Origin of the sequence: Paracoccus sp. JM45 (assembly GCF_003590715.1) — a bacterium.
Classification (GTDB): domain Bacteria; phylum Pseudomonadota; class Alphaproteobacteria; order Rhodobacterales; family Rhodobacteraceae; genus Paracoccus.
This window is the reverse complement of the sequence record NZ_QQVY01000008.1, coordinates 57429-75844: the sequence shown is the minus strand read 5'-3', so window position 1 is coordinate 75844 and position 18416 is coordinate 57429. Positions and strand designations below refer to the sequence as shown.

At 61.9% G+C, this 18416-nt stretch carries 13 protein-coding genes and 1 pseudogene; 7 read left to right on the top strand and 7 right to left on the bottom strand.

The genetic code is table 11. The features are described from left to right. Window positions 1-60 precede the first annotated feature (60 nt). The gene (locus DWB67_RS11795) at window positions 61-1350 is read left to right on the top strand and encodes a citrate synthase (RefSeq protein WP_119807740.1); all 1290 of its coding nucleotides are present in this window, start codon (window positions 61-63) and stop codon (window positions 1348-1350) included. 100 nt (window positions 1351-1450) lie between these two features. Next, window positions 1451-2116, top strand: a complete 666-nt coding sequence (locus DWB67_RS11790) for an SDR family oxidoreductase (protein ID WP_119807739.1) — start codon at window positions 1451-1453, stop codon at window positions 2114-2116. 63 nt (window positions 2117-2179) lie between these two features. Here DWB67_RS11790 and DWB67_RS11785 read toward each other — a convergent pair whose 3' ends face one another. The 5 genes from DWB67_RS11785 to DWB67_RS11765 all read right to left on the bottom strand — a co-directional run bounded on the left by DWB67_RS11785 (window position 2180) and on the right by DWB67_RS11765 (window position 7847). Beyond that, complete coding sequence (locus DWB67_RS11785) at window positions 2180-3988, bottom strand: aminopeptidase P family protein (protein WP_119807738.1); 1809 nt, start codon at window positions 3986-3988, stop codon at window positions 2180-2182. Further along, on the bottom strand, window positions 3985-4677 hold the full coding sequence (locus tag DWB67_RS11780) for a metal-dependent hydrolase (RefSeq protein WP_119807737.1): 693 nt from the start codon (window positions 4675-4677) through the stop codon (window positions 3985-3987). Before DWB67_RS11780 ends, DWB67_RS11785 begins: the two co-directional genes overlap by 4 nt. A 72-nt stretch (window positions 4678-4749) precedes the next feature. Next, window positions 4750-6489: a single-stranded-DNA-specific exonuclease RecJ gene (gene recJ / locus DWB67_RS11775; RefSeq protein WP_119807736.1), complete on the bottom strand. Its 1740-nt coding sequence runs from the start codon at window positions 6487-6489 to the stop codon at window positions 4750-4752. 47 nt (window positions 6490-6536) lie between these two features. Next, window positions 6537-7502: a class II fructose-bisphosphatase gene (glpX, locus tag DWB67_RS11770; RefSeq protein WP_119807735.1), complete on the bottom strand. Its 966-nt coding sequence runs from the start codon at window positions 7500-7502 to the stop codon at window positions 6537-6539. A gap of 87 nt (window positions 7503-7589) precedes the next feature. Further along, window positions 7590-7847, bottom strand: coding sequence for a BolA family transcriptional regulator (locus DWB67_RS11765; RefSeq protein WP_182911568.1), 258 nt, complete (start codon window positions 7845-7847; stop codon window positions 7590-7592). A 76-nt stretch (window positions 7848-7923) separates the two neighbouring features. Between DWB67_RS11765 and DWB67_RS11760 the strand changes: the two genes are divergently transcribed. Further along, complete coding sequence (locus tag DWB67_RS11760; RefSeq protein ID WP_119807734.1) at window positions 7924-8553, top strand: J domain-containing protein; 630 nt, start codon at window positions 7924-7926, stop codon at window positions 8551-8553. 37 nt (window positions 8554-8590) lie between these two features. On the opposite strand, the gene lnt is transcribed toward DWB67_RS11760, so the two are convergent. Beyond that, window positions 8591-10126, bottom strand: coding sequence for an apolipoprotein N-acyltransferase (gene lnt, locus DWB67_RS11755; protein WP_119807733.1), 1536 nt, complete (start codon window positions 10124-10126; stop codon window positions 8591-8593). A gap of 488 nt (window positions 10127-10614) precedes the next feature. Further along, window positions 10615-12222, bottom strand: a pseudogene (locus DWB67_RS11750) (DEAD/DEAH box helicase); the annotation flags it as partial. Window positions 12223-12465: 243 nt separating this feature from the next. On the opposite strand from DWB67_RS11750, the gene DWB67_RS11745 reads away from it, so the two are divergent. From DWB67_RS11745 to DWB67_RS11730, 4 genes are all read left to right on the top strand, one after another. Beyond that, entirely contained in the window at window positions 12466-14355 is a 1890-nt protein-coding gene (locus tag DWB67_RS11745; protein ID WP_119807731.1) for a sodium:proton antiporter, read from the top strand. Window positions 14356-14433: 78 nt separating this feature from the next. Continuing rightward, window positions 14434-16176, top strand: a complete 1743-nt coding sequence (argS, locus tag DWB67_RS11740; protein WP_119807730.1) for an arginine--tRNA ligase — start codon at window positions 14434-14436, stop codon at window positions 16174-16176. 76 nt (window positions 16177-16252) lie between these two features. Further along, a complete protein-coding gene (locus DWB67_RS11735) occupies window positions 16253-17368 on the top strand; it encodes an SPOR domain-containing protein (protein WP_119807729.1) in 1116 nt (371 codons plus the stop codon). Between the two features lie 10 nt (window positions 17369-17378). After that, a complete protein-coding gene (locus DWB67_RS11730) occupies window positions 17379-18368 on the top strand; it encodes a glycoside hydrolase family 3 N-terminal domain-containing protein (protein ID WP_119807728.1) in 990 nt (329 codons plus the stop codon). Window positions 18369-18416: the final 48 nt, after the last annotated feature.

Below are 18416 nucleotides of genomic sequence, written 5' to 3'. Positions count from 1 at the left end.
CAATACAGCCTGCCGGTTTTAACGACAGGCTGTAAGGCTTAGCCGGAAAGGACGCACAGGATGGCTGATAAAAGCGCCAAACTGCGAATTAACGACCAGGATTACGATCTGCCGATCCTTAGCCCGACGCAGGGACCGGATGTTTTGGACATCCGCAAGCTCTATGGTCAGGCCGATGTCTTCACCTATGATCCCGGCTTTACCTCGACCGCCAGTTGCGATTCGACCATCACGTTCATCGATGGCGACAAGGGTGAACTGTGGTATCGCGGATATCCCATCGAACAGCTGGCCGGCCAGTCCAACTATCTGGAAGTCTGCTATCTGCTTCTTTACGGTGAACTGCCTTCGGCAGAGCAGATGTCTGATTTTGAACACCGCGTGACCCGTCACACGATGGTCCACGAACAGATGCACAACTTCTTCCGTGGCTTCCGTCGCGATGCGCATCCGATGGCCACAATGGTTGGCGTAATCGGTGCAATGTCGGCATTCTATCACGACAGCACCGATGTTGCCGATCCGTGGCAGCGTGAAGTGGCCGCGATCCGTCTGATCGCGAAAATGCCGACGATTGCTGCGATGGCCTATAAATACTCGATCGGGCAGCCCTTCGTGTATCCCGACAACGAGCTGGATTACGCGTCCAACTTCCTGCACATGTGCTTCTCGGTTCCGGCAGAGAAATACACTGTCGATCCGGCGCTGGCCCGTGCCATGGACCGCATCTTCACGCTGCACGCCGATCACGAACAGAACGCCTCGACCTCGACCGTGCGTCTGGCAGGTTCGTCGGGTGCGAATCCCTTCGCCTGTATCGCTGCGGGCATTGCATGCCTGTGGGGTCCGGCACATGGTGGCGCAAACCAGGCATGTCTGGAAATGCTGCGTGAAATCGGCACGGTTGACCGGATTCCGGAATTCATCGCCCGCGCCAAAGACAAGAACGATCCGTTCCGCCTGATGGGCTTTGGCCACCGCGTCTATAAGAACTTCGATCCGCGTGCGAACGTGATGAAGGAATCCGCAGACGAGGTTCTGGAGCTGCTGGGCGTCGGGGACAACCCGACCCTGCAGGTCGCCAAGGAACTGGAACGCATCGCGCTTGAGGACGAATATTTCGTCAGCAAGAAGCTGTATCCGAACGTCGATTTCTATTCGGGCATCATTCTGGAAGCCATGGGCTTCCCGACGTCCATGTTCACGCCGATCTTTGCGCTGTCGCGTACGGTTGGCTGGATTGCCCAGTGGAAAGAGATGATCGGCGATCCGCAGAACAAGATCGGTCGTCCGCGCCAGCTGTATGTCGGTTCGGAACGCCGCGACTATGTAGATTTCTCGAAGCGCTAAGTTTTCGGGGGATAAAGGAAAGGGGCCCCGTCGCGGGCCCCTTTTTTATGCGACAACGAAAAGCTTGCGTGACAGGCGCGGCAGTGGCAAGGGGTCCGGCATGAGTGAACATGATCAGGCAAAGACGCCAAAAGTGGCGTTGGTGACGGGGGCCTCGCGCGGGCTGGGGGCGGCTTTGGCCGAAAGTCTGGCAGCACGCGGGTATCACGTGCTGGCAGTGGCACGAACGGTCGGCGGGCTGGAGGAGTTGGACGACCGTATCCGCGCGGCGGGCGGTCAGGCGACCCTTGCGCCGATGGATGTGGGCGAGGCTGCGGCGATGCAGCAGATGGCGCAAGCGATTGCAGGCCGTTGGGGTGGGCTGGACCTGTGGGCGCATTGCGCGATCCACGCGGCCCCCATGTCGCCTGCGCCGCATATAGAAGGCCGCGACTGGTCCAAATCGATGTTGATCAATGTCGAGGTGACGCGCGGTCTGATCGCACTGTTGGAGCCGTTGTTGCGGCGCAATGGCGGTACATCGCTGTTCTTTGACGATCCGCGCGAAGGACAGAAGTTTTTTGGCGTCTATGGTGCAACCAAGGCAGCCCAGATTGCGCTGGCCCGCACATGGCAGGCCGAAACAGCCCGTATGGGGCCACGTGTGGTGATTGATTCGCCCGCACCCATGCCAACTGCTGTGCGCGCACGGTTTTTCCCCGGCGAGGATCGCAGCCAGCTGATCTCCTGCAAAGCCGAGGCCGAGCGGATTCTGAGCGCCCTGTAAATTGCGTCCCGCGGCGCAGCGGGGGGCTGCCTGCCCCCCGCACCCCCCCCCCGGGGCGTCGTGTCACGAGGCGATCAGCGGTTCCGTGGCCTTGGCCAGCCATGCGCGATCCCTGTCGTCCAAGTCATCCGACAAGGCATCTCGAACCTGTGCGTGATAGGCATCCAGCCAGTCGCGTTCATCGGGGGACAATGCCGCAATATCGATCAATCTGCGATCAATCGGGCATAGGGTCAGTGTCTGGAAGCCCAACATCTGACGGCCTGCTTCAGCCTGTGCTTCCTCAATGGCGATCAGATTCTCGATCCGGATGCCAAAGGCACCTTCGCGGTAATAGCCAGGTTCATTTGACAGGATCATCCCCGCTTGCAGGGCAACATCGTTGGCGCGGCTGACGCGGATCGGGCCTTCGTGGACGCAAAGGGCCGCGCCGACGCCATGGCCGGTGCCGTGATCGAAATCCAGTCCCTGCGCCCAGAGATGTTGGCGCGCCAATGCGTCCAGATGGCCGCCCGTGACGCCTTGTGGAAAGCGGGCGCGGCTGAGGGCGATCATGCCCCGCAGAACCCCAGTATAGGGGCCGATCGCTTCTTGAGCGGGGTCACCTATGGGTACGGTGCGGGTGATATCCGTGGTGCCGCACTCATATTGTCCGCCGCTGTCGATAAGCAGCAAATCGCCCGCGCTGATGGTGCGGTTCGTTGCCTGTGACACGCGGTAATGGACAATCGCCCCGTTCGGACCTGCCCCCATAATTGTGTCGAAGCTGATATCCAGAATGCCCTGTTCGCGGCGGAAATCCTCAAGCTGGCGGACAACGCCGATTTCGGTCAGCGTATCGGGTTGCTGCCGGTCCAGCCATGACAGCAGGCGGACCATTGCGATGCCGTCCTGATGGTGGGCTTTGCGCATTCCGGCCAATTCGGGGCCGTTCTTGATTGCCTTGGGCAGGATGGCGGGATCAGGCGCGCGGGCGATATCCGTCTGTGCGTTTTCAAGGATGCGGAAGGCGGCTTCTGGGGCAGAGGCAGGGTCCAGCCGGACGGGGCCCTCCAGATCAGTCAATGCAGCAGATAGGGCATCATGGGGCAGGATGGTGACCTGATTGCCCAAGTGCGCCCGCAGCTGATCATCGAATTTCGCCGGATCGGCGAAAAGCGCAAGATGGCCGCTGTCGGACAATACGGCAAAGGATTGCACGATGGGGTTCTTGGGGACGTCCGTGCCGCGGATATTCAGCAGCCATGAAATCGAATCGGGCAGCGACATGAAGGCGGCAGCCTGTCCTGCCGATTTCAGCTGCGCGGCCAGTCTTGCGCGTTTTTCGTCGCCGCCTTCCCCTGCCCATTCGGCGGGGTGGATGCGGGCCTGCCCGACGGGGGTGGCGGGGCGATCGGGCCAGATGGTATCGACGGGGTTTTGGTCAAGGGCTATCAGGCCGATGTTGCTGCCCTCAAGCGCCTGCTCCATCCCTTCGATTTCCTTGCGGGTGTGCAGCCAAGGATCAAAGCCGATGCGACCGCCTTTCGGCAGCGCCTCTCGTAGCCAGTCCGAGGGGCGCGTTTCTGGCCATGGAACGGGGGTGAAATGGGCGGGGTCGATCTGGCTGCGGACCTGCACACGGTATCGGCCATCGATAAAGACACCGGCCCGATCCATCGTGACAATGGCAAAGCCTGCGCTGCCGGTGAAACCTGTCAGCCATTCCAGCCGTGCATCGGCATCGGCAACATATTCCCCCTGATGGGCGTCGGCGCGCGGAACGATGAAGCCGACCAGATCCTGATCCCGTAATGCAGTGCGAAGTTCAGCCAGACGGGGGGCGTGGTTGCCGCCGCCCTCGGGGTCGTCGAATGTCTGGAAGGGGGTCATAATTCAATGGCTTTCATGATTTCAGGCTCGACCACCTGAACGTCGGGCAGGGCCTGGATCATCACCGATGCATCCTGTTCCAGCGCGTCGAAGGTTTTGTAGTGGCAGGGGATGACCGTCTTGAAATTGAAATAGCGTTTCGCGGCATAGCTGGCACGGGTCATATCCATGGTGAAATGGCCACCCGCACACAGAATGCCGATATCGGGTTTATGCAGATCGCCCATCCAGTCCATATCGGCCATGATGTCGGTATCGCCCGACAGATAGATAACGTGACCTTCGGCGGCGATCATATAGCCCGCCTCGGCCCCCGCATAGATCGGGCCGTTGGGTCCGCTGATGGAACTGGAATGGCAGGCATTGACCATGGTCACCTGCACGCCGGCCAGATCGACCGTGCCGCCTTTGTTGAAACCGATGCCGGTGATGTTTTCCTCGGCTTCCCAATAGGTGATCAGGTCATAGATGCCGGCGATAGGAATATCCAGATCACGCGCCAGTGCCAGCGCATCACCGCTGTGGTCGCCGTGACCGTGGGTCAGCAGAATATGGGTGGCGCCCTTGATGGCCTGATCGCGCTGGTCCTGCGGGAAGGCGGGGTTTCCGGTGATCCACGGGTCGATCAAAATAACCGCATCCCCTGTTTCCAGTCGAAAGCCGGAATGGCCAAGCCAGATCAGTTTCATCATAGGCTCCTGTCTTTGAAGAATATCACGTTCAGTCGGTATCAGAACCCGCGCCCGCCCGATCGGGTTGCGTCAGATCACAGGGGCGGCATCATCCAGCCGCAGGCGCAGCCTTTCACGCCCGCCCCATGTGGACAGTTCCAGCTTGCCCGCCAGATGGAAGCGCCGTCCCTTAGACCCGATCAGCGACGGACCAAGCGGGCCGTCCATCGCGCCCCATGCCACAGCCTCCATCGCGGGGGCGCCGGGGGTGCGAAAGGACAGGCGCAGGTGGCGGTCGCCCATGGTCGCGGCGCTGTCGATCACCTGATCGGCAAAGGCAAAGCGCGGGGCAGGGGCGGCCTGACCATAGGGGCCGGCGTCTTCCAGCATTTTGAACATCTGTGGTGTGGCCCCCGATGTTTCCAACAGGCCGGAAATTCGCAGATCGCCACCGCCCGTCCGGCCCGCCAGATCGCGTTCCAGCAGGTCCGACAGACGTTCCATCGCCGCAGTGATCTTGTCTTCGGCAACCGTCAGACCCGCGGCCATTTCGTGGCCGCCGCCCTTGATCAGCAGCCCCTCGCGGGCCAGTCGCTGGATGGCACGCCCCAGATCGACGCCCGGCACCGATCGGGCCGAGCCTTTGCCGATGCCGCCTTCGACCCCGATCACGACCGAGGGCAGGTCGGTCGCCTCTTTTACGCGGGCGGCGACAATGCCGACGACGCCCGGATGCCAGCCCTGACCGGCGGCCCATGACAGGCGGCTGTCCATCCGCGCCTCGACCTGCGCCAAGGCTTCGGTGCGGACGGCAGCCTCGATCGCGCGGCGGTCGCGGTTCAGATCGTCCAGCTGTTGTGCCAGCTGCGCCGCTTGCACCGGATCGCGCGAGGCCAGACATTGCGCCCCCAGATCGGCGCGGCCCACACGGCCACCGGCATTGATGCGCGGCCCTAGTAGGAACCCTAGATGAAAGGCCGCAGGCGGGCCGTCCAACCGTGCGATGTCGGATAGGGCCACCAGACCGGGGCGTTGGCGGCGGGCCATGACGGCCAACCCCTGACGCACAAAGGCACGGTTCACACCGACCAAGGGGGCCACATCGGCCACGGTGGCCAGCGCCACCAGATCCAGCATGGCCATCAGGTCGGGCTGCGGCAGATCCTTGGCCCGCAGCACACGTCCCGCCTGCACCAGCGTCAGGAACACGACGCCCGCCGCGCAAAGATGGCCAAGGCTGCTGTCTTCGTCCACGCGGTTGGGGTTCACCACGGCCAATGCGGGGGGCAGGGTTTCCCCGCCAAGGTGGTGGTCCAGCACGATGACTTCTGCGCCCTTGGCCGCCGCCAGCGCGTCATGGCTAAGCGTGCCGCAATCGACGCAGATGATCAGGTCATGTTCCGCCGCCAGCGCCGACATGGCAGGTTCGTTCGGGCCATAGCCTTCATCGATCCGGTCGGGAATATACAGCGTCGCCTGCCGCCCCTGCTGGTGCAACCAGTCGATCAGCAGCGCCGCCGATGTACCGCCATCCACGTCATAATCGGCAAAAATGGCGATGCGTTCGCCTTTGATCGCGGCATCGACAATGCGGGCGGCTGCCACCTCCATATCGCGCAGGACCAAGGGGTCGGGCAGCAGGTCGCGCAGTTTCGGGGTCAGGAAAGCCTCGGCATCGATCGGGTCGATGCCGCGTTCGGCCAGAACCCGTGCGACCGGCAACGGCAGCTTTGCCTGCTGCGCCAGTCCTTCGGCCCACCGTTCAAGGTCTGCGGCGGGGCCGATCCAGCGCCGCCCTGTCACCGAAGTGTCGATGCCTAGGAATGCCACGTCGTGCCCGCCTTTGTTCTGGTCCCGTTAATCAGGCCCCGTCTAACCTATTTGACGGGGCTGCGGTAGGTCATCCGCCGCACCGATCCGGTCTTGGACCGCATCAAAATGGTTTCGGTCGTCAGATAGCCGGGTTCACGCTTGACCCCCGCGACGATTGTTCCATCCGTCACACCTGTTGCCGCGAAAATCACATCCGAGGTGACCATATCGTCCCGCCCATAGATGCGGTTCAGATCGGTAATGCCGGCCTGCCGTGCGCGGGCTTCGTCATCCTTGGTTCGGAAGATCAGGCGACCCCAGATTTGGCCCCCCATACATTTCATCGCACATGCGGCCAGCACGCCTTCAGGGGCACCGCCCGATCCCATATACATATCTATGCCCGTCAGTTCGGGTTCGGCGGTGTGGATGACCCCTGCAACATCGCCATCGCTAAGCAGGCGCACAGCGGCACCTGTGTCGCGGACCTCGGCGATGATGTCTTCGTGACGGGGGCGTTCCAGAATGCAGACGGTGATATCGCTGGCAGCACAGCCGCGTGCCTGTGCCAGTGTATGGACCCGTTCGGCGGGGGACATATCAAGCGTGACCAGATCGGGCGGATAGCCGGGCCCGATGGCCAGCTTGTCCATATAAACATCGGGCACCTGCATCAGGCTGCCGCGCAGGGCAAGCGCAATGACTGTCATCGCATTCGGCATATCCTTGGCGGTCAGCGTGCAGCCCTGCAACGGGTCCAGCGCGATATCGACCCGCGGACCGTCGCCGGTGCCAAGGGTTTCCCCCAGATACAGCATCGGCGTCTGGTCGTGGTCACCTTCGCCGATGACGATTGTGCCGGTAATATCCATCTGGTTCAGCGCGGCGTGCATGGCACTGACGGCTGCCTGATCGGCAGCATGTTCATTGCCCCGCCCGATCAGCGAGGCCGCAGCATAGGCTGCAGCTTCGCTGACGCGCGCCAGTCCCAGTGACAGCAGGCGATCGTCAAAATCCTTCGACGCGGTCATATCCCTTATCCCCTGTGTGGTTCGGGCAAATTTACCGCGCTTCTAGGGATCACACCGCGGGGCGGCAAGACTGGGGGCGCTAACGTTTCAGCTTTCGGTTAATTCCAGCGCCAATGCATGGATGCGCGGAACGATATCGCCCAGGGTTTCATGCACCAGCCGGTGCTTTTGCAACCGTGATAATCCCGCAAAGGCAGGGCTTGCCATGACAATGCGAAAGTGGCTTTGCCCGCCTTCACGGAAACCTGAATGGCCGCGATGGCTTTCGCTTTCGTCGAATATTTCCAGCCGGGTGGGGGTCAGGCTTTCCAGCCGCTCTGTCATTTCATCCGAAATCAACTGCATAACTTTTCGTCAAGCCCTTTCATGTGCCGCCAGATAGCATAGACTGCCGCCTCCGAGTCGCAAAGGTGCCCCAACCATGAGCAAGAACGACCCGTTTGGTTTCGACATTTCTGCTGCCAAGGACAAAAAGCGCAAGTCCAAAGGCCGCAGAGGGATGTCGGGTGCCTTCGAAACCTCGACCCGCGTGTGTGAACGCGAAGGTTGTGACGAACCAGGTCAATACCGCGCGCCCAAGAACCCGCGCAATCTGGATGATTATTTCTGGTTCTGTAAAGAACACGTGCGTGAATACAACGCCAACTGGAATTACTTCCAAGGCCAGTCCGAAGAAGAATTCCAGCAGTTCATCGACAATGCCACGGTGTGGGAACGTCCGACCAAGCCGTTCAGCAAAAGCACCGAGGAACAGAAATGGGCCCGCCACGGCGTCAGCGATCCACATGAGATCCTTGGCGCGAATGGCACAGCCCCCGAAGCCCGCGCACAGGTCAGCACCCGCAAGCTGCCGCCCACCGAACGTCGCGCGCTGGATATTCTGGAAGCGAAGGACAGCTGGACCCGCCCTGAAATTCGTAAGAAATACAAGGCGCTGGTCAAGGATCTGCACCCTGACATGAACGGCGGCGACCGTTCGGACGAGGATCGCCTGTCCGAGGTTGTCTGGGCATGGGACCAGATCAAGGAAAGCCGCTTTATCCGCGACTAGGAATGTCGCGGGTCAACTGCGGGGGGCTTTGGCCCCCTTAGCGCCGCCTGATCCGCAGGGTTGCAAATAACACCAGCGACAGCAGGATCAGCAATGGCAGATTGCCAATCCGGACCCACAGGGTCGTCGGCAATGCCCCGGGCAACATCACATCCATCTTGCCCGCCACCTGCATCTCCAGACTGTCCAGAATGCGGCCTTTGGCGTCGATCATCGCGCTGACACCGGTATTTGCTGCCCGCGCCACGGGCAGGCCGCTTTCGATGGCCCGCAACCGTGCCTGTGCCAGATGCTGGTACGGCCCTGAAATATTACCGAACCATGCATCATTCGTTGCCTGTAAAATCCATGCGGGTCGCGACGTCAGGTTACGCAGATGCTGGGGAAAGATCGCCTCGTAACAGATCAGCGGCTGGAAGGGTGGGATATCGCCCGTCCGGATGACCTTCGGGCCGCTTCCCGAGGAATAGCCGTGGCCCTGCTGGGCAGCGAAGGCGCTGATGCCGATGCGGGCCAGCAGGTCACCCCATGGGACATATTCGCCGAAAGGCACCAGATGGAATTTATCATAGGTCTGGCTGACTTCTCCTCCGGGGTCGACGACGGCAAGGCTGTTGTAATAGCGGCTGTCGTCGCGACGCTGGATGCCCATGACCAGCGGCGCGCCTGCCGCTTGCGACATGATCGGTAACAGGCCTGTGGCATCCTCCAGCAGGAAGTTCACGGCGGTTTCGGGCCAGATGACCAGATCATGCGCGCCGGGTTCGGCTGAAAGATCCATCAGGCGGTCAAAAAAGACCTGTGACCATTCGGGGTCCCATTTCAGATGCTGTGTTGCATTCGGCTGGACGATGCGGACGACCTTGCCCGTATCTGGGGGGGCAGGGCTGGCCAATCGGGCCAGACCCACGGCCCACGCCGCGCCGATGGTCAGGATCATCACGAAAATAGCGGGAAGATAGCCTGCGATGCGCGTCATATGGGGACGCCACAGCAGCGTCGGAAGGCAGGCCAGTGTCATGGTAAAGACAGTCAGCCCCAGCGCGCCACCCCATGCCGCCAGTTGGCCGACGGGGGTGTCGATCCAGATGTGACCGATCAGCGCCCAGGGAAAACCGGTGAAAATCCAGCCGCGCAGCCAGTCAGACAGGGCCAGCGCCACGGCGATGCCGATGGCTTGGGACCGCCAGTTGCGCGTCCAGATCGCAGCGGCCCATGCGGGGATGGCCCAGAACAAGGCACCGCCAAGCGCCATCAGCATCAAAGCGAAAGGTGCCATCCAGCCATAGGTTTCGGGTTCGACTAGAAACGGCTCGACGATCCAGAACAGGGCAAGGGCGAACCAGCTAAAGCCTGCGACAAGGCTGTGCCAGAAAACGGCGGCGGCCCGCACACGCGCCAGCCGCCAGATCAGGATCGCAAGAACAACAGGTGTCGCAGCCCAGATGCCGAAAGGCGCAAGTCCCAAGGCAGCAACCGCCCCCAGCAGCAGATCCGGCCACAGCTGTCGCAGGGGCGGTCGGCCCCTACGATGCAGGCTTAACGGGATCTGGCTGGAAAGACCCGCGGTCATTATCCCTCGGAGGAAGTGTCCTTGGCCGCTGCTTCAGCCTCGATATCGGCCTTTTTGCGACGGGTGCGCTTGGGCTTTTCAACCGCAGCATCAGCCTCGATTTCGGCTTTCTTGCGGCGGGTGCGTTTCGGCTTTTCCGCAGGTTCTGCTGCTGTTTCGGTCGCGGCGGCTTCGGTGGTCGCAGCAGGCTTGCGTGTGCGGGTCCGCTTGGGCTTGGGGGCTTCTTCGCCTTCGGTTGCTGCGGGCTTGGCAGCGGTCTTGCGGGTATAGGTCCGCTTGGGCTTGACCGGTGCTTCCGTCGCGTCGGGCTGGGGTGCGGCTTCCACCTGCGGCTCGGGTGCGGTTTCTGCCTGCGGTGCAGCGGCAACCTCGGGCTGCGGCGCGGCGGGAGTGTTCTGTGCGGGCTGTTCGGCGACAGGTGCTGCGGCGGCTGCCGGTTTGCGACGGCTGCGGGTGCGCTTGGGCTTGGCGGGCGCTTCGACCGCTGCCTGCGGCGCGGTATCCGTCACAGGGGCGACGGCTGTGTCGTCATCCTCGGGGGTGTCGGTGGTGCGCAATTCGACCAGCATAAAGCGCGGGACATGATCGCCCATGCCGACGATCTGCTGACCGCGATTGCCATCGTTGCCCCCACGGCGGCCATCGCGACGGTTGTCACGGCGTGCCGGTTGTTCGGGTGCTGCCGCAGCGGCAAGACGGGGCTGCTGGCGCGGTTGCTCCTGTCGGGGCTGGGCTTCCTTGCGGGTCTGTTCGATGACCTCGGGCATAACAACCTCGGGTTTGGCGGGTTCTTGTTGGGGGGCGGGGGCGGCATTGGCCTGCGCTGCGGGCTGGTCGTCATCACGGCGACGGCGACGGCTGCGTTCGCGGCTGCCACCCTTGCGGTCGTCCTGCGGTGCGTCTTCGGGTTTGCGTGCGGGGGCCGAAGGGGCACCCGATGCCGAAAATCCGGCAGGCTGATCGACGCGCGGCAGGGTAGTTTTCAACAGCGATTCAATCGCCGTCAGGTATTTTTCATCCGAAGGGGCCGACATGCTGATCGCGGTTCCCAGACGGCCCGCGCGACCGGTCCGGCCGATGCGGTGGACGTAATCCTCGGCATGGGTGGGCAGGTCATAGTTGAAGACATGGCTAACGGCCGGAATATCCAGACCGCGGGCAGCCACATCGGACGCAATCAACAAGCGCAGCTTGCCGTCGCGGAAGGATTCCAGCGTGCGCGTGCGCTGGCTTTGTTCCAGATCACCATGGATCGGCGCTGCGTCATAGCCGTATTTGGCCAGTGATTTCGCCACAATATCCACATCCGTCTTGCGGTTGCAGAAGATGATGGCGTTTTTCAGATCTTCGCCTTCAGCCTCGATCAGGGCGCGCAGAAGGTCGCGCTTTTGCTTCGAGGCTGTGTCGCGGCGCGTTGCGGCGATTTCCACCAGACGCTGGGTGATGGTTTCGCTGGCGCTGGACTGGCGTGCGATTTCCACCCGTTCCGGCGCATGCAGGAAGGTATTGGTGATGCGTTCGATTTCAGGTGCCATGGTCGCGCTGAAGAACAGAGTCTGGCGCGTGAAGGGCGTCATCTGGAAGATGCGTTCGATGTCGGGGATAAAGCCCATGTCCAGCATGCGATCGGCTTCGTCCACGACCATGATCTGCACGCCGGTCAGCAAGAGCTTGCCACGTTCGAAATGGTCCAGCAGACGGCCGGGCGTTGCAATCAGCACATCTACGCCTCGGTCGATCAGCTTGTCCTGTTCGTTGAAGCTGACGCCGCCGATCAACAGGGCCTTGGTCAGGCGGGTGTGCTTGGCATAGGTGTCAAAGTTTTCCGCGACCTGTGCGGCCAGTTCGCGCGTCGGGCACAGCACAAGACTGCGCGGCATACGCGCACGTGCACGGCCACGGCCCAGCAGGGTAATCATCGGCAGGGTAAAGCTGGCGGTCTTGCCGGTTCCCGTCTGCGCGATCCCCAGCACGTCGCGGCCTTCCAGTGCGGGCGGGATCGCGCCTTGCTGGATGGGCGTCGGGCTTTCATAACCGGCTTCGGTTATGGCCTTTAGCACTTTGGGATCAAGCTTCAGATCAGAGAACTTTATCATAGGGGGCTTTCCATTAGCCACGCCGTCTGCGGCGCGAATGCGTTCCATGCCGCGCGCCGATCGGCGCAATCGCGACAAAGTTGGGACGCAATTACGGACGCCCCGCCTTCTTGCCTGCCGGATGCAAGCCAGCATCGCCTAGACCAAACTGCCTGCCGCGTCAATCTTCCGCGTCATGGCAGACGGGCGGAACCCAAGCTGTTAGTTAGGGCTTTGGAACGACAAGGATGCGAAGGGGCAGGAATGGATGATGGTGTGATGCAGGCGCTTAGCCCCGTGCAGGTGGTGGCGCTGGTTGGCGTGCTGGGCGTGGGTGCGCAATGGCTGGCATGGCGTTTCCGCTTGCCCGCAATTGTGCTGATGCTGGGCATCGGCCTGTTGGTCGGTCCGGTGATGGGGCTGTTTCTGCCCGACCGCGATCTTGGCCCGATCTATAAACCCCTGATCAGCGTGGCCGTCGCCATTATTCTGTTCGAGGGCGGCCTGACCCTTGAATACCAGCGTCTGCGTGATGCCAAAGGTCCGGTGCGACGTTTGGTCTATCTTGGTGCGCCGCTTGGGTGGGCCCTGTCGACATTGGTCCTGTGGCTGGCCGTCGGACTGTCATGGCAATCGGCAGCGGTCTTTGGCGGCGTTATGGTCGTCACTGGCCCGACAGTTATCGCACCCATGCTGCGGCAGGCCAAATTGCGTGCCCGCCCCGCCCAGATCCTGCAATGGGAGGCGATTGTGAACGACCCCTTGGGGGCATTGATCGCGGTTCTTGTGCTGGAGGTGGTTCTGGTCATCGAAACCGGCCTTTCGGCGGGCGATGCGGTCATGCTGCTGGGAACGGGGATCGGTTTTGCCCTGCTGGCGGGGCTGGCTGCGGGCAAGGGGCTGGAAATTGCCTTCCGCCGCGCTTGGGTGCCGGAATATATGAAGGTGCCGGTTCTATTTGTAGTTGTGATCGCAATTTTTGCACTGACCGATACGGTCCTGCATGAATCCGGTCTGCTGGCGGTGACGGTGATGGGGATGGTTCTGGCGAATGCCAACCTCTCTTCCTATACCGAACTGCACCGTTTCAAGGAACATGCTACTATTCTGCTGGTGTCGGGTGTTTTCGTCCTGATGGCAGCATCGCTTGATTTTGCGACCCTGACACAGCTGACATGGCGCGCTGCCCTGTTCGTCGTGCTGACGGTGGCTGTCGTTCGTCCATTGCAAGTGTTGTTGCCACTGATCGGAACGAAGCTTCCGATGAAGGAACGTGTGTTGATTGCCCTGACCGGACCGCGCGGTGTGGTGATGGTGGCGATTTCAGGGTTGTTCGGGCAACAGCTGGTCAGCGTCGGAATCGAGGATGGCGCAGCACTTGCGCCTTTGTCATTCATCATCGTGCTGGCAACGGTCATTATCCACGGCTTTACCCTTGCGCCTTTGGCGCGACGGCTGGAACTGTCGGGCGCGGAAAACCCCGGCCTGCTGATTGTCGGCGGTTCGCCCTTTGCCGTGGCCCTGTCGCAGGCGCTGGACAAGGCGGGGGTCAATTCGCTGATTGCCGATACCAACCGCCAGCATCTGACGAAGGCCCGCCATGCCGGCATTGCGACCTTCTATGGCGATATTCTGGGTGAGGCTGCCGAGCACCAGGTGGAATTCATCGCCTACCCCTCGGTTCTGACGGCGTCGGATAATGATGCCTATAATACGCTGGTCGCCACCGATCTGGGGCCGGAAATGGGACGCGAGGCGATCTGGCAACTTAGCCGCGTCAAGGACAATTCCCGCCATGCCCTGCCCGCACAGCTGGGTGGACAGCGTGTTGTCGGAAAAATGACATTCGAGGATGTGAACCAGCGTCTGGCCGAAGGATGGGGTCTGCGCAGCACCCGTCTGACCGATGAATACGACCTTGAGACATGGGAAAGCGAACGTCCGGGGGCCGAACCTTTCGTCGTGGTCACAAAGGGCGGCGATTTGCGCTTTCTGGGGCCGGATCAGCCGGTTGCGGCTAATTCCGGCGACTGGATCACGGCCTTCCTTCCGCCCGAACTTGCGGCGGCGCGTGATGCTGCCGCCCGTGCCTTGGCGGAGGATGCCAAGGACGTGGCCGAAGAACAGCGCAACAAGAAGGAAAGTGGCACCTGAGGGCGCGGTTTCGGGGCTAAGTGTTGACCTTGCCCGACCTGTGGCGTTAACCCGCAAGCATCAATCAGGAAGCTAATGATGAACCTATTCACCGATCTTCGCGGCGTCGTCGTCGAGGCGCTTGACCAAATGACTGCCGCGGGCGAACTGCCCGCCGGTCTGGATTACGGCAACGTCACGGTCGAGCCGCCGCGCGATACGGCGCATGGCGACATGGCAACCAATGCTGCAATGGTGCTGGCCAAGCCTGCCGGAATGAAGCCGCGCGACATTGCGGACAAACTGGCCGCCCGCCTGACCGACCCGCGCATCACCGCAGCCGAGGTTGCGGGGCCGGGCTTCCTGAACCTGCGTTTGTCCCCCACAGTCTGGCAGGGCGTGGTTGCCGCGGCCCTGACCAAAGGTGCAGACTTTGGTCGTTCGGATATGGGCGCGCAGCTGAAGGTCAACGTCGAGTTCGTCAGCGCGAACCCGACCGGCCCGATGCATGTCGGCCATGTACGTGGCGCGGTCTTCGGGGATGCGCTGGCGCGGCTGCTTGACTTTTCCGGTCATGATGTGACGCGTGAATATTACGTCAACGACGGCGGCGCGCAGGTCGATGTGCTGGCACGTTCGGCCTTTGAACGCTATCGCGAGGCGAACGGGCTGGAGCCCGAGATCCGTGAAGGCCTTTATCCCGGCGATTACCTGATCCCTGTCGGCGAGGCGTTGAAGGAAAAGTATGGCGACAGCCTTCTGGACCGCCCCGAAGAAGACTGGCTGGAAGATATCCGTGAATTCGCCACAAAGGCGATGATGGAAGAAATCCGTGGCGATCTGGCCGCTTTGGGCGTGCAGATGGACGTCTTTTCCAGCGAAAAGGCGCTTTACGGCACGGGTCGCATCGAATCCGCCATTGCGCGGCTGGAAAGTCAGGGCCTGATCTATCGCGGCGTGCTGGAACCACCGAAAGGCAAACTGCCAGAGGATTGGGAAGCCCGCGAACAGCTGTTGTTCCGGTCGTCAGCACATGGCGATGACGTGGACCGTCCAATCCAGAAATCGGACGGTGCATGGACCTATTTCGCGCCTGATATCGCCTATCACTGGGATAAGATCGACCGTGGCTTTGACCAATTGATCGACGTCTTCGGCGCTGACCATGGCGGTTACGTCAAGCGGATGAACGCCGCGGTCAAGGCGCTGTCCAACGGTCGCGTGCCGCTGGACGTCAAGCTGATCCAGCTGGTCAAGCTGTATAAGAACGGCGAGCCCTTCAAGATGTCCAAGCGGGCAGGGACCTTCGTCACCCTGCGCGACGTGGTCGAGGAAGCGGGCGCGGATGTGACACGTTTCATCATGCTGACCCGCAAGAACGACGCCTCGCTGGATTTCGACTTTGCCAAGGTTCTGGAACAGTCCAAGGACAATCCGGTCTGGTATGTCCAATACGCCAGCGCGCGGGTCCATTCGATCCTGCGCCGGGCAACAGAAGCCGGTATCGACGTCAGCGATTCTGCCTTGGCGGCTGCCGATCTGTCCGTTTTGGGCCATCCGGCCGAACTGGAACTGGCCCGCAAGATCGCGGAATGGCCCCGTTTGGTCGAAAATGCAGCCCGTTCACACGAGCCGCATCGCATCGCTTTCTTCCTTTATGACATCGCCTCGGACCTGCATTCCCTTTGGAATCGTGGGAATGAAGACCATTCCTTGCGCTTTGTGCAAGATGGCGACGCGGCAACCAGCCAGGGAAAAATTGCACTGGTTCGGGCGGTTGGCGTTGTTATTTCATGTGGTCTGGGTATTCTTGGCGTCGCACCTGCAGAAGAAATGCGCTGATCAACAGTGCCGCTGCAGGACATGCTAGAGCAGTCACAACGTTAATCCGGAACAACCGGCGGGCAGGCAGACAGACATGGCAGTGATGGATTTCCGCGAAGGCGGCTATGTGTTCTCGCGTCACAAGGTGAAGCGCGAATTCTCGTATGACCAGCAGGGATGGGATGAAACCCAAGCCCAGGGGCAGGCAGAACCCCGATACGGCGCAGCCGTTGACGGGGATGGTCTGCAGGCCCGTTTGGGGCGTCTGACCCATTATGTCGGTGCTGTCGCCTCGGTCGGGTTGATGGTCGGTCTGCTGGCTTGGGGCTGGCAGCTGGTGTCACGCGATGTGTCGGGCGTTCCGGTCATCCGCGCGGTTCAGGGCGAAGCCCGCACTACCGCCGATGATCCCGGTGGCCAGTTGACCAATCACACCGGTTTAGCGGTGAACACAGTTGCCGGTGGCGATACCGCATCCCCTGCCCAGCAGGTGGCCATTGCCCCCGCCGCGACCGAGCTTTCGGACGAGGATGTTGCGATGGGCCAATTGGGTGCCACAGCGCGCGAACCGATGAACCCGTCCGAAACGCCACTGACCTTTGCCGGTGAACCGATCGTGCCAATGTCCGACAGCGAAGCGGCTGCCAAAGCCGCCGCCGACGCTGAACGCGCGCTGGCCGATCAGGCTGTGGCAGAAGCCGCGATCATCGATGCCCCCGCAAGCGAGGGTACCGTGACCGGTGTCGTGACCGATGAAAACGGTGTCCCCACCCAAGCCGCCGCCATCACCGAGGCGCTGGCCCAAGCCCAAGCCGAAGCAAACCCCGGCGTGCTGGTTGCATCCTCGCGTCCGACGCGCCGTCCGCGCGTGACCCAAGTGGCCGCCGCCGCGCCCGTTGTGGCCCCCGCTGCTGCGGTGGCCGAAAAGCCTGCGGATAAGCCGGCAGTTGTTGCCAGCTCGGCCAATGGGCCTGTTGTGCAGGTCGGTGCCTTTGACAGCAGTGCGATTGCCCAGAACCAATGGGCGCGCCTGTCGGGCAAAAATTCGTCGCTTTTCTCGGGGAAATCACCTGTGATCCAGCAGCATGATTCCAACGGGCGCAGTTTCTGGCGTTTGCGGGTCGCCGGTTTTGGGTCCCTTAGCGAGGCGCGGCAGTTCTGTTCGGCACTGAAAACGTCGGGGACCGATTGTCTGGCATTGGGCGGTTGATCCCATCCCTATGACCCAGAATGCGACCATATTGGGCGGCATCGCCGGTACGTCTTTGACCCCCGACGAGGCTGCCTTTTTCCGTAACGCCGACCCGTGGGGTTTTATCCTGTTCGGGCGGAACGTCAAAAGCCCCGAACAATTGCGCCGCCTGACCGGCGATCTGCGCGACGCCGTGGGTCGTGACGCCGTGATCACGGTCGATCAGGAAGGCGGGCGCGTGCAACGTCTGCGCGGTCCGCAATGGATCGACTGGCCCGCCCCGCTGGATCAGGCACAGGCCGGATTGCGCGCCATGTGGCTGCGTTATCACCTGATCGGGCAGGAATTGCGCGCCGTCGGCATCGATTCCAACTGTGCGCCCACGCTGGATGTCGCGCAGGCGGACACCCACCCCTTCCTTCGCAACCGCTGCTTTGGCACCGATCCGGCGCATGTGGCCGAACTGGGGCGTGCAGCGGCGGATGGTTTGCTGGCAGCAGGTGTGCTGCCCGTCGTCAAACATATGCCGGGACACGGACGCGCCATCGCGGACAGCCACCATGGCTTGCCGACCGTAACCGCATCGCAGACCGCGCTGGAGGCGCTGGATTTCGCGCCCTTCCATGCCTTGGCGGACCTGCCGATGGGGATGACGGCGCATATCCGTTTCACGGAACTGGACGATGCCCCCGCAACCGCCTCGGCGCGGATGATCGGACTGATTCGCGATCTGATCGGGTTCGATGGCCTGCTGATGACCGATGACATCACAATGAATGCGCTGTCAGGCACGCAAGCCGAACGGGCTGCGGCATCCATTGCGGCAGGCTGCGATCTGGTCCTGCATTGCAATGGCAGCGTTGCCGATATGCAGCCCGTGGTGCAGGCCGCAGGGGCCATGTCGCCTGATGCCATACGCCGTGCGGACGCTGCCATTGCACGCCGCCATGCGCCGCAAGACGCCGATATCGCCGGTCTGATGGCTGAGTGGCGTGAACTGACCGGCAATCCGGCATAATCTGACCCGAACCCTCCGGTGATCCCCCGAACAGGAGGCCGCGTGCCC